Origin of the sequence: Candidatus Vagococcus giribetii (assembly GCF_017316185.1) — a bacterium.
Taxonomy (GTDB): Bacteria; Bacillota; Bacilli; order Lactobacillales; family Vagococcaceae; genus Vagococcus; species Vagococcus giribetii.
The window spans coordinates 1-13,757 of the sequence record NZ_JAFLVX010000046.1 but is presented as its reverse complement, the minus strand read 5'-3'; the positions used below and the strand labels follow the sequence as shown (position 1 = coordinate 13,757).

Genomic DNA, 13,757 nt, shown 5'->3' with positions numbered 1-13,757 from the left:
CAGTTCCAGAAAAACCAGCTATTCACAAGAAACAAAAAGTAGAAGAAAAAGGTTCTGTCAAAACGACTCCAGAGGCTCCATCAACACCTGTGGTGACAACTGTGCCAAAAGCAGAGACCAAACCTGAAGTGACGACAACACCAGGAGTGAAAGAGCAACCAATCATTACAACAGTACCTAAGGTGGAGTCAAAACCAACGATTGAGAAAGCCAGCGAGGCTAAAATAGGAACAGATTTTGGCAAAATGGGAACTTTGGTAGAAAAAAATAACATTAAGATTAATTGGTCTGAATATGCAGAACATGGAATGCAAAGATTACAGGAGCGTGGTATGTCGCAGATTCAAGTTGATGAAATTGTGAGAAATGGAAAAGTTTTATCTCAAAATGATGGGGCTAAATTTGCTTATGTGACTCAGGAGGGAGTTGCTGTGGTGAGTAAAGAAGGAAAGCTAGTTACAGCTTGGGGTAAAAATAATTTTGATGATTCAATGAATAAAATTATAATAGGTTTATTTGGAAAGTAGGATGAGAATGTATCAAGATATAGAAAAAATAATAAATGAATGGGATCCTGTAGACCTATTCCCTATGGCACCTAAAGATGAATATAAAAAAGAAATATCTGATATAGTTGATATATGTGAGAAGAATACCAATATATCAGTAATAAAACTGTCAATATTAATAAAGAGAATTTTTGAAAATAGTTTTGGAAAAGAGTTAATTTTTAAAAGTAATGAGTTGGAAATAGCTAAAAAAATAATAAGTATTATTCGTTAAGATTCTGGGTTCTGTTGCAAAGTTTAAAATAAACAATCAATTTCTCCTGATGTCCTCGTCTTAATTAAGGACCCCATTAATCGTTTGAGTTCATCACATACTTAAAAGCCAAAGAGTTTACTGTCTCTTTGGCTTTTTTGATTATTAACATTTGTACACGGCCTGTGTCAACTATGGGTATACTTATAATTTACTTTTGAGAATGTTATAGTATAGCTATTTATAAGTGTAAATTATATATGTAAATTAATTGGAGACTAGGAGTGCAAACATAATGGCTAAAATTGGATATATTCGAGTATCTACATTTGACCAAAATTTAGATAGTCAAATTGAAAGAATGAATGAAAATAAGGTCGAAGTTATCTTTGAAGAAAAAATTAGTGGTAAAGACACTAATCGTCCAGAATTTCAAAAGATGTTAGATTTTGTTCGTCCTGGTGATGAAATTTATGTAACGTCATTAGATCGTTTAGGAAGAAATTATGACGATATAAAAGATACAGTGACTTATTTTAAATCAAAAAAAGTAAAGATAAGTATTTTGGATGCTGAATTCCTAAACTTTAACACAGAAAATGATTTGCTGGATACGGCTATGTTTGATATGTTTCTTTCTCTCTTGAGCTATATAGCTGAAAACGAACGAGAGAAGATTAAAGAAAGACAAAAGCAAGGGGTTAAGATTGCAAAAGAAGCTGGTCGTTATAAAGGGAGACCGACTGAGTACTCAAAAGATGGTAAAAATCCTCAATCTCGATTAGTTTATCAATCAATTGTAGAGAAATTAAAACAGAGAGTACCTATTATTGAAATTTCCAAAGATACAGGAGTCTCTCGTCCAACAATTTACAAAATAAAGTCTGAATTAAATGATTAATGGATTGTGTTTATTACGAAGTCATAGAACCATGAAGTTAGAGTTATAATTTTAAAACTAGGGGTGCTCGTATCAAGGGATTACAACATGCTCTAAAACTTTGCAACAGAACCGACATATTAATGATACTGATTTCGACCATGATATTGGAAGTGATCCCGATTGTGCTTATTGTGATGAATACACAGAACTAATCAAAAAATACAAAGTTGATAGTCAAACCATAGGCAAAACAACACCAGTAACTAATAAACAGTTGTATTCTGTTTTGTTGTCGGATGAGTCGGAATACATGGTTTATGCTAACGGTGAAACCAAAGTACAAACGTTACTCAAATTAAAAACGCTCGTTATTGATAAAATGACGGCTATACCTGAAAAGTATTGGGACTCTTATTATATTGAGAATACCAATGGTAGTTTATTAAAACTCTCTCGTCTCATGGAAAATAGAAAGATGCGAATCGTTGCAGGCAAAACCGTAAGTAGTTATCGAAAAAACAAAGGGTTTGTGACGACTACTGAACCGATTAGTTATCTAATTCATCGAAAAAATCAACTCCAAAAAACAAAAGAATTTGTTTCTCCTTGCGAAGTGATAGAAACGAAGAAGTTCAAAAGTACAGGCAAAATAGCCATTAATACGAAACGAGGTAATATTAGTGTGGTGGAGGGGCAAGCTATCATCAAATTACCTAAAGATACGTATGTGGTTTATGATGAGGCAGATTTCTTTGAGTACTTCTTTTCAGAAGACAGCATGGTGTGGAAAGATTACACTGAAATAGCGAATTAAATAGAAAAAGGAGCTTAGTCGCATTGACTAGGCTCCTTCTTTCGTAAATAGGTTAAATTGTTGGCGCCTTCATTATAACAAATATCGTCAGGTGTTTCTATAGTGTCAGGTTATTTAATATCTGCAGCTTTTAAGAAGGCGTTCCATGAGCCAAATCTCCTGGAAGCTAAAGTAGCATCAGGATAGTCTCGATAAACGGGTTTTCTATTTAAGTGCTTGGCCAGGTCTCTGACTTCTTGTAATAAGAAGTCATTGGTTTTTATCGTATAGTGCTTGCTAGGAGTTAAATCAGCTTTAGATAAAAAGTCGTTCCAACTATCAAAGCGTCGATAAATGGTTGTATAGTAGGGAAACTCTTTTGTAAACGGGGATCTGCCAAGTTTTTGAGCTAACAATTTGACTTCATCAAATAAAAATTGATCTGAATAGTATCGTGAATTCACCTCAAGTCCTGCCGCTTCAACAAATGGATTCCATGAACCAAAACGAGACGTTATTAATTTCACATGGGAGAAATCTTTAGATGCAGGTGTTTTACCCATTGTTACCGCCATTTTCTGTACATCTTCAATCAATTCATCATTTGATATCTTATTTATTTTTGGTTGAGGCTTTTTTTCTACTATTAGGTTTGATGATGTACGTTGATGGGATCTGTCTGGATTAACCTCTGGTTTGTAATTGGTTTGTTTTGTAGAAATAGAATATCCCGTAGCTTTTAAGACGCTTTTTTTGATTAGATGTGAGTAGGTGTCATGATCTCTAATCACAAGAGTATTATTTAGAATGGCCGTCACATATCCTGTGGCACTATTATGATGAACGGTTTCAGAAGTAATCAGAGAACCGATTGTAATTCGCTTATTTTCCATGATGTCTGTTCCTATTCTTTTTAAGTCATCATACCTGAAAAGGGGCTATTTTTCAATTTAGCTCTGAGATACAGAAGAGTGATATAGTCTACTAAACGTAAGAAGGAGCCTAGTCAATATAACTAGACTCCTTCCTTGTGGCGATTGATAGGTTTATTTAGTGATATTTTTTTAATTCATTAGCTAATTTTGAGTTAAAATCACTAACATTACCATTTATATAAACAGTATCACTAAAACGATCTGATTCATTGGTTATAGGGTGAGTTAACATATACTCCAGCCATGCTGAAGGTAACGCATAATCGAATACATAGTAATAATTATCTGGAGCCCCTTTAATCCAAACAAATTTTGAATAAGCGTTATTTTTAAAATTGTATTTAAAAACTGTTTTGTCTACCATTTCTTTTTTTATATTGAGGGAAGCAATATGTTCATCCAGGGTCTTTTCAATTCCCTTTTTCTTAAAACTAATATGAGTAATCAACAAACATATACAGATTAAAAGAATAATGAAAAAAAATTTAAACTGTTTCATTTAATAGTTACCAATTAGTTTTGGTTGGTTGTTTTCGGTGAAAAAGTAGCCAAGTGCTAATGGTGGGATTAATTCCCCTTTTTTTACAGCATTGACAAATTTTGTTTGATTTTCTTTGTAGCCACGCTTATCTCGGGTAGGTCTTTCTTTATAAACGGGTAAGTCAGATTGAGGAAAAACGCCATAATTATTTTGTTCGATCCATTGCTCATATGAAAGATTACTATCAGGATTTTCGGAGACAAATTGTTTAAAAGATGGTAAGAAGTATAAAGTTTCATGTTTTTTAAATTCCTCAAAAGAATATACATTAGGATTGATTATGCCTTGTTTACAAGCATGGTCGTATATTTTTTTTGTCTCAATGTTTAGTTCGTCGGCATCTTGTGTTTTGAGTTCGTTTTCATAATCTTTATCATATTTTACGTTATTTTCATTTTCTATATCCCATAAATCGATAGGTTTCTCACTTGATTCATTCTCATTTTCATTATCAGAAGAGTTAGATATTGAACTCGAATCGATATGATTTACTTTTTTCTCTGAGTTACCAATAGGTATATCTCTAGCCTTTTCTGAACTTTCAACAGCTATAACATTCTCATTTTCTGTAGCATAAACAGATTGTGATAGTGGAGCAATTAAACTTAGTGATAATATTAACATGATAAAACTAAAAAATTTACTTTGATTCATAAAAGCATGCCTTTTTTTCATAATATAATAAAATCTCCTTTTTTCGTAATAATTAATTTATATCATACCTCTATAATTATTTATAGAAAAAAAGAGAGAATCGTATTTATATTGTGTTTCAAAGTAAATTATTATCGATAACAAAATAATATTGTATAGGCAGTCTTTTAAAAAAATTTACTTTTTGCTTGAATTAGTTAAAGTGTGATGGCCCCTAGTGATTATGTGGCTCTTAAAAAATCAAATATTAATGAAGGTCAACTGACACTATTTTAACTGAAGGAGTGAGAAAATGATTGAATTGAATGACTACTATCATGATCGAGGGATTGTGAAATACAATGTTTTTTTCCTTTCTGAACATACATCAGGCATTGAAAAGACATCGAGTGAGAGAAATAGAGTGATTGCTGATAGAGAGAAGATGTCTGAAGAACTCATATTTGAGATTATCGACTTTTCTATCTACAAAAATAAAAAGATTTCTATTCAACTGGATATTAAAGACATCGAGGGGAATTTTTTAGATGATTACGTAGGTTTTGTGAGTGGTTATGATGAAGGTTTCATCTATCTTGATGATGTGGCTGTCCCTATAACACAAATACGCAACGTGCTAGAACTAGAGACAAAGTCCTGGTACAGGAAAAAATCTTGATGTGTTAAACTAAATGTGAATAGTTAAAGAGATAGGATTTAAGCACTATACTCTAAACGTGAAACGAGCCAGTATTTTAGCAATACTAGCTCGTTTTTATGTTATAGTATTTTGGTAGATGTTTGTGTATATATCTATAGGCGTTAAAAGTGGTAGCAACTAGCATATTATTATGTTAGTTGTTTTTTTATTACTAGTAACATTAAAATAGATTTGATAGTCTCAATAAGGTACAGCCATATAGGATATACTAACGGACCTTAGATTTAAGCTCTATAAGGGTCCTAATTGACCTGTTCTAGAACTTCTAAAAATAAATATTGATAAAACAATTTTGTTCAATATAACACAAATTTTAAATGGTTCTTTATACATTGTAATTGCATAACATTGTTATAATAACGTTTTTTATTGAACTTATTTGATAAAAAGTTGAACGTATATAAATTTATTTGACACAATTTATATAGAATGATATTTTTGCAGTGAAGTACTTCAAAAAAACATAGAGTAAGGCAGATATATCTTATTTACAAAAATTAGCTTTCATATTGGTGAAAATATTTATTAAACATGAAATGAAAAAAGTAAGCAATTCCGTAATCAAAAAAAGAGAGATTAGAATGAAAAAATTAAAACTATCTTTAGCAACCCTTATGCTAATTCTACCAATGGGATTTGCAACAATTGTTGTAGTCGGTAATCCTGTTTCGGTAAGTGCTCAGTCAGATGGCACTGGAGCATATGAAGAATATATATGGAATAATATACCCAAAAAGTATAAAAAACAGTATCAAGATATGCAAAAAAAACATGGAAAATGTTTAGCTTCTGCGATATATAAAGCTGTAGCATTTAAAGGTTTAACTTGGGAAGCTGCCTTACAAGCAGTCTATAATGCAGGTTCTTGCACGGTGCTTGGGTAATTTTAGTTTAGGTAATAAAGGGTGAAAGAAGAGAAACTATATTATGGTCTTTCTTCTTTTATCTATAATGAGAGGTGTGCTTTATGGGGACATTGTTTAATATGAATCAACGATTATCAAGAAAGAATTATTGGATTTATCAAATTTATTTATTTAGTATTGGATTTGTACTTGAATTAATATCAAGATTATTTTTCAATACTTCAAGTATTGGACTATCTTTTTTTGCTTGGTCCAACATTACAGGTGTTAATGTCATTAAAATAGTATTGATAGTATTAACTCTTATTAACATTATTTTTCAATCCAAAAGATTATTAGATATTGGTTATTCAAGATTAATATCATTAATATCGTTATTTATATTAGGGACGGGTGTATTACCTGTACTTGGTTCTATACCAACAATTTTATGCTTACTTATTAAAAGTAACAATAAAGCTTAGTTTTCTATGTTAAAAAATTTACTTGAATACTTTTTCAGGAGACTGCATAATGTACTTCATTTTCACACCTCTTGTCAATTTAATAGCTGCTTTAATCGAATATAGGCTAAATAATCGAATAAAGCAGTAAAACAATCTAAGGCGACATTAGCCCGCAAAATAAGCCCCTGAAGAATTCGACTTCTTCAGGGGCTTTGTGCTAAGTTGTACTTTATTTTCGCACTAAGCATAGCATAATTGCAACTTTGTTACCAATATTAGTGTTGTTGTTCTTCTCGTGCCTGCTTTTTAATTCTTTTTAAAGTAGACAGTGAAATATCAGTCATTTTCATTACTTCTCTCATACTATGAGTTTTCATTAGTTCTAGTGCATGTTTGTATCTATCATTTAAAACCCTCTTTGGACGCCCTTCACGATAATTCTTGTTATTGGCTCTATGCCACTGTTTGCCTTCCTGTGTGCGAGTCACAATCAGATCTCTTTCAAATTGTGCAAAGCTACCTAGCATATTCATCATCAAAGTTTGCATAGAATCTTTTTTGTTTGGTTCAAATGTTAGTGAGTTATCCAAAAAGGTTATGGTGACCCCCTGATCATTTAAAGAAGAAACAATTGAATTCAAATCAACAATACTTCTTGCTAAGCGATCAATTTTAGTGACTAACACCTGGTCTCCTTTTTCAACAATAGCTTGTAAATTATCTAACTCTCTTCTCCCCTCTTTTTTGTCCCAGTATACTTCTCACTAAAAATTTTTTTCAGCTCCAGCATGTTCTAATTTTTGAATCTGTGTTTGATAATCTTGATTGCTAGTACTAACTCTTGATTTACTGTACACTTAGTTTACTAAATATTTCAATTTTCACTGCTTATTATGTTACAATTACGTCATCTTATTAAAGAGAGGTAATTATATGACCCAACTAACTAATTTTAATAATAAAGCTGTTAAAGAATTCCCTGTCGAATGCCCACAATGTCATGAAGTCGTTAATGTAATGATTGGCGAAACAGAGTGTCCACATTGTCATAATATGATTGTTTTAGAAATTGAACGTTAGAGTAAGACGTTTGATCTTGCTCTTTTCTTATACGACTTAAGTATTATCTTTCTGTAATCCTAATCCTTTTGATTGCCTTTCCCCTACTTTTCATGATATATTACTGAATGGAATTTCGTTATGACTGATTAAGTCGCCTTCAATCAACATCAGAGAGGAGAATGTATATGACATTCAATAACAAAAAATTAGAATATCGTGTAACATTAGACACAGAATTAAACTTATTCATCGTTTTTTCAAAAGAAGATGAGTCTAAAATGGCTACTGGTACAACGATTCAAAACGCAGTAACTGAATTACAAAAAATTGCATAAGGAGTTACTACCTAATGAAGATTTCATATTCATACTAAGAGCATTTACCTATTTCCATGACAGGTAGATGCTTATTTTTTTGTCATGACATCAGTTGGAGTTTAGTATTTATTGCTAGTTAAGATACGTTTATAGCAATAAATTAGCAATTGAGTATACAATCTTGTTTTATTTTTAGTATTTAATAAATAATTTTGTACTTTTGATCTTAATGGAAACGTTATCTGTTATTTTCTCTAAAAAAGATTGAACATGTATGTTATAAATTAATTATTCTAAAATAAAAAAGGAGATTTTATCATAAAAAAAACATTTTTAGTAGGTACTATGGTAACAATATTAATGGGAATTTCTTTAGGGATCACAGCAAACGCATCGTCAGTAGAACAAGAAGTAATACCAACAGTTTTACCTGATACAAACGATTATATGGTTCCTGAAATGTCATTATCTGAAGCAATTAACGCTGGTGTATCAGAGGCAATTTTAACAGATATTGACGTTCCAGAAATAGCAGAAAAGTTAAATGAGCTAGGAGAGAAGCCTGGTATCAATAATAGAGTTAAAAGAGCTGCTTCGTCAGGAGAATGGAAGTATATGTATACTGCTGAACCGTATGCTTTTTATCAACATACAAAAACCAAAAAATGGAAGTTAGTTCAAGTAACACCAACTGCAGGTCATGTTGCTAACACAATGATAGGTGGATATGTTGGTGCTCCGTGGAGTATTTCACATAATAAACCTAAATATTAAAGCAAAGGAATAGGTATTATGACAAAACAAAAATTTAGTTCACCGATAAGCAGACTTTTTCCAAAGAAAATTGTGAAATATTTATTATCTGAGACTGATAAAATATTACTTGAGGACAAAACAGGTAAGTCACTAAGTTTGAATGAATTAGAAATACTTAATCAATATAAAGAAGAACTCTTAGACAATAAAATTTATTACGAAAAAGCAAATCTTAATTTTGTTCGCAAAATCTATCCTATGGTGTTAGAAAAAAATGTTTGTAAAGGAACCCAATTTTTATATAGTGAGATATTAAGAATCAATCCACGATTGGTAACTTCCAGATTAGGGAATGAATTAATTATGAAAAAAATAGTTAAATAGAAATTTTTGGAATGGCCATGTTCTATAAGTGACTAAGGTGAAGAATTTTTAGATAAGTTAACATGGTTCTGTTGCAAAGTTTAAAATAAACAATTGATTTCTCATGATAACCTCTTTTTAAGCAGGGGATCCCATCAACCGTTTGAGTTCATCACATACTGAAAAACCGAAGAAATTTCTGTCTCTTCGGTTAGTTTTATATAAAGCATGTACGGTTTCCATTCCTTTAATGGTAGTGGAAGCAGTCCTTATGGACTGATATAATTTGTGTCTTTTCTTGATTGGACGATGGTCCTGCTCAATGATATTATTCAAATACTTACTGGTTCGATGGATAGTAGACTCAAACAAGCCTTCTGATTTAAGTTGATTAAACGCACAGGATAATGAAGGGGCTTTATCAGTCACCAGCACTCTAGGTTCTCCAAAATGGTTGATTAATCTCTTGAAAAAGCTATAAGCAGCCCGACTGTCACGCTTTTTACGTAACCATATATCCAATGTTAGGCCAGAAGAATTGATTGCTTGATACAAGTAGTGCCACTTGCCTTTCACTTTAATATAGGTTTCATCCATTCGCCAAGAATCTCCCACGGAACGATTTCGTTTCTTCCATAAACAGTAGACAATCTGGCTATATTCTTGGACCCAACGATAAATAGTTGTATGACAAATAACGATTCCTCGATCAGCCATAATCTCAGAGACTTCTCGATAACTCAAGTTATATCTTAAGTAATAGCCTACGGCTACCATGATAATATCTTGTTGAAAGTGTTTCCCTTTAAAATGAGTCATTTAATATCTCCTAGTCATTACTTTTGTCTCCATTTTAACTTAAAGGAGTAGATTTGAAAAACTTTGCAACAGAACCAAAAACTTTAATCGACTTGTTAATAGTCGATTAAAGTTATTTTTTTTGTAAATTCTTGAGCTAGATGCTGTTCTTTAAATTGATTAAATGCAGGTTGATGGGTTTTTAACAGTTTTCTGACTTTCATTGGATTAAACTGAGTCATTAGATTAGTTGATTTCATAAAGGTTTGAGTTAATTGCCATTCATAGAAATAGCCAAAAGGTTTAGCAGTATACTCTGTTCCGTGAATCACAGTGGACTCAAATTGACGATGGGTATGGCCAAACACAACTTGTTTGACATGAGGAGATGTATTAATCAACTCTCCCAAAGCTTGAGAGCCTAAAAAGGCATTAATTTGATTGAAACGCTCATATTTGCCCGTATGGTAGTGAATGAATTGTTCTTGTGGTACAAAATGAGTTGCCAGAATAACTTCTTTGCCCTCTTGATAGAGAGAGTTCAGAACGGTAGTTAAGTTTTCTAGTATATGAGTCATTACTTCGGGGTCGCTCATATGCCTTTCAATCAGTCTGTCATACCAAAAACGCCGCTTACTAGCTAGAATAGCCTGTTGATTTGTTTCTAGGGAGAAACTATAGTCATACCAACCATTAAGACCGAGTAAGACGAGATTAGTATTAAGAGGGTGAGTAGTTAGGTTTAGAAATCGGTGATCAGGATAGGCTTCCATTTCTTTTGGTGAGGTAATACTGGGTAATTCATGATTACCAAAATTAAAGGTGATAGCAATGCCTTGTTGTTCGATAAAATCCACCGTTTCAAGGACTCTAATAACTTGATTAGCCGTGTCCCCTGCTAAATGCAGATGGGTGACTTGTTGTTGTTTTAGAACAGTAGTTAAGACAAGAAGTTCTTTAGGTGTAAATTGATTGATATCTACATGTAAGTCACTCATAATGCCTAATCTTCCCATAAGTCTCACCTCCTAGAAATAGTATAACGTAAGAGAACAAAAAAAGACTAGTCAAAGGACTAGTCTCAAAAAGGAGTTGTTTTATTTACTTTGGAGGAGTAAATAAAATGAAAAAGTTTGTTAGGGTTATTTTGTTGGTATGCCTATATATTAACGAAGAAATGTGTTGAAAGTGTGATTAAATTGTTATTAAATACGAAGAAATATCAAAGAATTTATTAAGGTGGATTAAATGACAAGATTGTAAGGAGAGTCCCTCTGCTATGTAAGACTGGTTTGCTATACTAAATTTAAACAGAAAGGAAGTCGATTAGATGAAAAAAGTAGGATTACTTATTACGCTGGTTGTTGTAGGGTTTTTAGGATACAAGGGATTTAGTTATTACAATGATACCTATAAAGCAACTGAGGCTTACGCTGTGATTCCAAATGAGATTCCTGAGAAAAAAGAAGCATTAGATATGTCAGGTAAGCAGATAAAAGAAAGTGATGGAACACTAAATTACAGCTATGATTATTCTCTAAATTTTGTTAAAAAGAATGGTCAAAAACAAGTTCAAGAGTACAGTGTGATGGCACCTAAACCAGTCCCTTTTGAACCAGGTACTTATGTGAAGGCAGAAATTTCAAATAAACGTGTGGTAAAAGGTCCTTACACAGTAGCAGAAAAAGATATTCCAAAAGAAATACTAGAGAAACTAAAATAAGAGAGCAAGACGTGTCATACGTCTTACTCTCTTATTTTTTAGTTTAATTCGCTTGCTGCTTCTTGATCTAAAATGACGGTTAAATTTGGGTGAAGTTGTAAAAAGGAAGCAGGCTTTTCTTCAATAATAGGGCCAGTTAATACGTCTTTAACCATACTCGCTTTTTTCTTACCATTAACAATTAAGATGAGGTGTTTAACTCGCATAATACTAACAGGCCCCATTGTTACGAATGACATGCCTTTTTGCATCATCTCAGGAACAAACCAAGGCTCTTCTCCAGAGACGGTTACTTTATAGGTTGTTTCGTTAAAGCGTGTTGTTTGAGGCATGTTACCGCAGAAATGCCCGTCTTCCCCTAAACCAATCAACATAGCGTCTAAACCTCCGACAGCTTCTATTTTATGATCTTGCTCTTGGTAGTTATCTATCGTCAAGGGATGGATTTGCTTTTGATCAATGTTTGCTGGTGTTAGGTAAAGTTTTTTTAAATCTGAGATAGTGATACCTTCTGTCTGATTAGGAAGAGGAATTTCATCAAAATTATAATAATGAACATTGTCATAGTTTGGAGAGTTTTTTACTGTTGCGACCATTTTTTCATAAACTTTAATAGGCGTCTTCCCGGCAGTAATAGCGAGATTCACTCGTTTGGCTTGACTCATGTGGCCAAGGAGAACTGTTTTGGCTGTTTCGCTCATTGTCTCAAAATCTTTTTCAATCATAACTTTCATTAACAATCACTTCCGTTTCTTTAAAGTATATTAAGTGTACATTGTGGGAACCATCCCATGTCAAGTCTTTCATCAACAAAAAAAGAGATTAGCTAGTCGCTAATCTCTAAAAAGGAGTTGTTTATTTACTTTGGAGGAGTAAATAAAATGAAAAAGTTTGTTAGGGTTGTTTTGTTGGTATGCTTATATATTACCCAGTAGATGTGTTTAATCTGTGATGAAATAGTATAAAAATAAGAAGTTTTGATTAAGTAATTGTTAAGAGTCTATCTAGAAAAAATGGGAATCAATGTTAAACTGATTTAAAAGGAGTTGGTTAAATGAGTGAATTGAAGGGATATCAACAAGAAATCTTTGAAAATAAGATCAATAAAGGATTTAATATAACTAATATTGAACAAGAATTTTTACTACTATACGGAGAAGTGGCAGAAGCTTTTGATGCGTATAAAAAGAATGATCAGACTAATTTGGCTGAAGAATTAGCAGATGTTGCTATCTATTTATTAGGTTTATCAGAAATATTAGGGATTGACCTAGATGAGGAAATCAGGCAGAAAATAGCGATAAATCACAAGAGACAATATAGAACAACTGAGACGGGCTATGCGAAAAAAGTGGAATGATACGTAGAAAAGGACTATGACTTAAACAAGTCACAGTTCTTTTCATATTAAATGTAAGAAGATTAAACAATAGCGCCAGAAACAAGGACTACGCTCAGTGCGTCAATGTTAGTAATCATCGCTTGTAATAGTCGATTGCTTTCGTCTTTTTTGAGAGTTTTGAGAGTTTCTTTAATGATTGAAATATCAGATTTTGAGAAATAAGGTTTTAATTGTTTCGTTTTATGAAGTAAGACGATTAAGATGGCTGTCTCGTTGCTCATGCGTTGAGCAAGTACTTCCTCTCTAATGCGGTTAATCAGAGGCTCTTTTTGAGTATCTTGACCAACGAGAGAGTTTGTAACGTCTTGTTTCAATTGTTTGAACTCTTTATGTTTAAAGGTAAGTGTCTCAGAAATACGAGCAAGTTTCATGCTTTCTTTCTTTGAAATAAATTGATAAATGGCAGCTAGATAAGAAAGCGAATCAGGTAAGTCTTTTGTGACTGTGACTTTATTTTTTTCTATTGTAATAATATCATTTAAAGCTAAGTCCATTAAGCCAGCTGTAACTAGGGCTAGTTTGACATGACTAGATGTTCCTAAAAGTGATTTTTCTTTCATTCCTAAAAGTGAAAATTGTTGTGTAATGGTAAGCATATTAATGATCTCCTTTTTATACATCGATTAGTTGATAAGCTTATTGTATCAAGAGAAGCTTACGATAATAATTGATAGCTCTTACATTTTTGTCATAAAAAAAGCGACTAGTCAAAAGACTAGCCGCAAAAAGGAGTTTGTTTATTTACTTTGGAGGAGT

19 protein-coding genes and 2 pseudogenes are annotated in these 13,757 nt (G+C 32.4%); 13 read left to right on the top strand and 8 right to left on the bottom strand.

The genetic code is table 11. From position 1 onward, the window contains the following. The 4 genes and pseudogenes from DOK76_RS12945 to DOK76_RS12930 all read left to right on the top strand — a co-directional run. Positions 1 to 527 (top strand): annotated as a pseudogene (locus tag DOK76_RS12945) (hypothetical protein); the annotation flags it as partial. Between the two features lie 7 nt (positions 528 to 534). Then, entirely contained in the window at positions 535 to 783 is a 249-nt protein-coding gene (locus DOK76_RS12940) for a DUF1871 family protein (protein ID WP_206968430.1), read from the top strand. A 274-nt stretch (positions 784 to 1,057) separates the two neighbouring features. Continuing rightward, complete coding sequence (locus DOK76_RS12935; RefSeq protein ID WP_206968428.1) at positions 1,058 to 1,663, top strand: recombinase family protein; 606 nt, start codon at positions 1,058 to 1,060, stop codon at positions 1,661 to 1,663. 100 nt (positions 1,664 to 1,763) lie between these two features. After that, positions 1,764 to 2,459, top strand: coding sequence for a hypothetical protein (locus DOK76_RS12930; RefSeq protein ID WP_206968425.1), 696 nt, complete (start codon positions 1,764 to 1,766; stop codon positions 2,457 to 2,459). Between the two features lie 110 nt (positions 2,460 to 2,569). Here DOK76_RS12930 and DOK76_RS12925 read toward each other — a convergent pair whose 3' ends face one another. The 3 genes from DOK76_RS12925 to DOK76_RS12915 all read right to left on the bottom strand — a co-directional run bounded on the left by DOK76_RS12925 (position 2,570) and on the right by DOK76_RS12915 (position 4,589). Further along, complete coding sequence (locus DOK76_RS12925) at positions 2,570 to 3,331, bottom strand: homing endonuclease associated repeat-containing protein (protein ID WP_206968424.1); 762 nt, start codon at positions 3,329 to 3,331, stop codon at positions 2,570 to 2,572. 157 nt (positions 3,332 to 3,488) lie between these two features. Next, positions 3,489 to 3,872 (bottom strand): hypothetical protein, encoded by a 384-nt coding sequence (locus DOK76_RS12920; RefSeq protein ID WP_206968422.1) that lies wholly within the window; start codon positions 3,870 to 3,872, stop codon positions 3,489 to 3,491. After that, entirely contained in the window at positions 3,873 to 4,589 is a 717-nt protein-coding gene (locus DOK76_RS12915) for a hypothetical protein (RefSeq protein ID WP_206968420.1), read from the bottom strand. It abuts the gene before it with no gap. 271 nt (positions 4,590 to 4,860) lie between these two features. Between DOK76_RS12915 and DOK76_RS12910 the strand changes: the two genes are divergently transcribed. The 3 genes from DOK76_RS12910 to DOK76_RS12900 all read left to right on the top strand — a co-directional run bounded on the left by DOK76_RS12910 (position 4,861) and on the right by DOK76_RS12900 (position 6,598). Next, positions 4,861 to 5,226 (top strand): hypothetical protein, encoded by a 366-nt coding sequence (locus DOK76_RS12910; RefSeq protein WP_206968418.1) that lies wholly within the window; start codon positions 4,861 to 4,863, stop codon positions 5,224 to 5,226. A 623-nt stretch (positions 5,227 to 5,849) separates the two neighbouring features. Beyond that, positions 5,850 to 6,152, top strand: coding sequence for a hypothetical protein (locus DOK76_RS12905; RefSeq protein ID WP_206968416.1), 303 nt, complete (start codon positions 5,850 to 5,852; stop codon positions 6,150 to 6,152). Positions 6,153 to 6,235: 83 nt separating this feature from the next. After that, positions 6,236 to 6,598: a DUF805 domain-containing protein gene (locus DOK76_RS12900; RefSeq protein WP_206968415.1), complete on the top strand. Its 363-nt coding sequence runs from the start codon at positions 6,236 to 6,238 to the stop codon at positions 6,596 to 6,598. Between the two features lie 257 nt (positions 6,599 to 6,855). On the opposite strand, the pseudogene DOK76_RS12895 reads toward DOK76_RS12900, so the two are convergent. Continuing rightward, positions 6,856 to 7,437: pseudogene (locus tag DOK76_RS12895) on the bottom strand (recombinase family protein). Between the two features lie 76 nt (positions 7,438 to 7,513). Here DOK76_RS12895 and DOK76_RS12890 point away from each other — a divergent pair. The 4 genes from DOK76_RS12890 (at position 7,514) to DOK76_RS12875 (ending at position 9,099) form a co-directional block, all read left to right on the top strand. Further along, a complete protein-coding gene (locus tag DOK76_RS12890; protein WP_206968413.1) occupies positions 7,514 to 7,660 on the top strand; it encodes a hypothetical protein in 147 nt (48 codons plus the stop codon). 167 nt (positions 7,661 to 7,827) lie between these two features. Further along, entirely contained in the window at positions 7,828 to 7,977 is a 150-nt protein-coding gene (locus DOK76_RS12885) for a hypothetical protein (protein WP_206968411.1), read from the top strand. A gap of 327 nt (positions 7,978 to 8,304) precedes the next feature. Then, a complete protein-coding gene (locus DOK76_RS12880) occupies positions 8,305 to 8,733 on the top strand; it encodes a hypothetical protein (RefSeq protein ID WP_206968409.1) in 429 nt (142 codons plus the stop codon). 18 nt (positions 8,734 to 8,751) lie between these two features. Beyond that, on the top strand, positions 8,752 to 9,099 hold the full coding sequence (locus DOK76_RS12875) for a hypothetical protein (protein ID WP_206968407.1): 348 nt from the start codon (positions 8,752 to 8,754) through the stop codon (positions 9,097 to 9,099). 117 nt (positions 9,100 to 9,216) lie between these two features. Here the strand turns inward: DOK76_RS12875 and DOK76_RS12870 are convergent, their stop codons facing one another. Next, positions 9,217 to 9,897, bottom strand: coding sequence for an IS6 family transposase (locus tag DOK76_RS12870; protein ID WP_206968405.1), 681 nt, complete (start codon positions 9,895 to 9,897; stop codon positions 9,217 to 9,219). 95 nt (positions 9,898 to 9,992) lie between these two features. Beyond that, on the bottom strand, positions 9,993 to 10,892 hold the full coding sequence (locus DOK76_RS12865) for a metallophosphoesterase (protein ID WP_206968403.1): 900 nt from the start codon (positions 10,890 to 10,892) through the stop codon (positions 9,993 to 9,995). 314 nt (positions 10,893 to 11,206) lie between these two features. On the opposite strand from DOK76_RS12865, the gene DOK76_RS12860 reads away from it, so the two are divergent. After that, the gene (locus tag DOK76_RS12860) at positions 11,207 to 11,599 is read left to right on the top strand and encodes a DUF1093 domain-containing protein (RefSeq protein WP_206968402.1); all 393 of its coding nucleotides are present in this window, start codon (positions 11,207 to 11,209) and stop codon (positions 11,597 to 11,599) included. 38 nt (positions 11,600 to 11,637) lie between these two features. On the opposite strand, the gene DOK76_RS12855 is transcribed toward DOK76_RS12860, so the two are convergent. After that, a complete protein-coding gene (locus DOK76_RS12855) occupies positions 11,638 to 12,333 on the bottom strand; it encodes a glucosamine-6-phosphate deaminase (RefSeq protein ID WP_206968399.1) in 696 nt (231 codons plus the stop codon). 320 nt (positions 12,334 to 12,653) lie between these two features. Here DOK76_RS12855 and DOK76_RS12850 point away from each other — a divergent pair, with 320 nt between their 5' ends. Beyond that, entirely contained in the window at positions 12,654 to 12,959 is a 306-nt protein-coding gene (locus DOK76_RS12850; protein ID WP_206968397.1) for a MazG-like family protein, read from the top strand. A 62-nt stretch (positions 12,960 to 13,021) separates the two neighbouring features. On the opposite strand, the gene DOK76_RS12845 is transcribed toward DOK76_RS12850, so the two are convergent. Beyond that, a complete protein-coding gene (locus DOK76_RS12845; protein WP_206968395.1) occupies positions 13,022 to 13,597 on the bottom strand; it encodes a GPP34 family phosphoprotein in 576 nt (191 codons plus the stop codon). Positions 13,598 to 13,757: the final 160 nt, after the last annotated feature.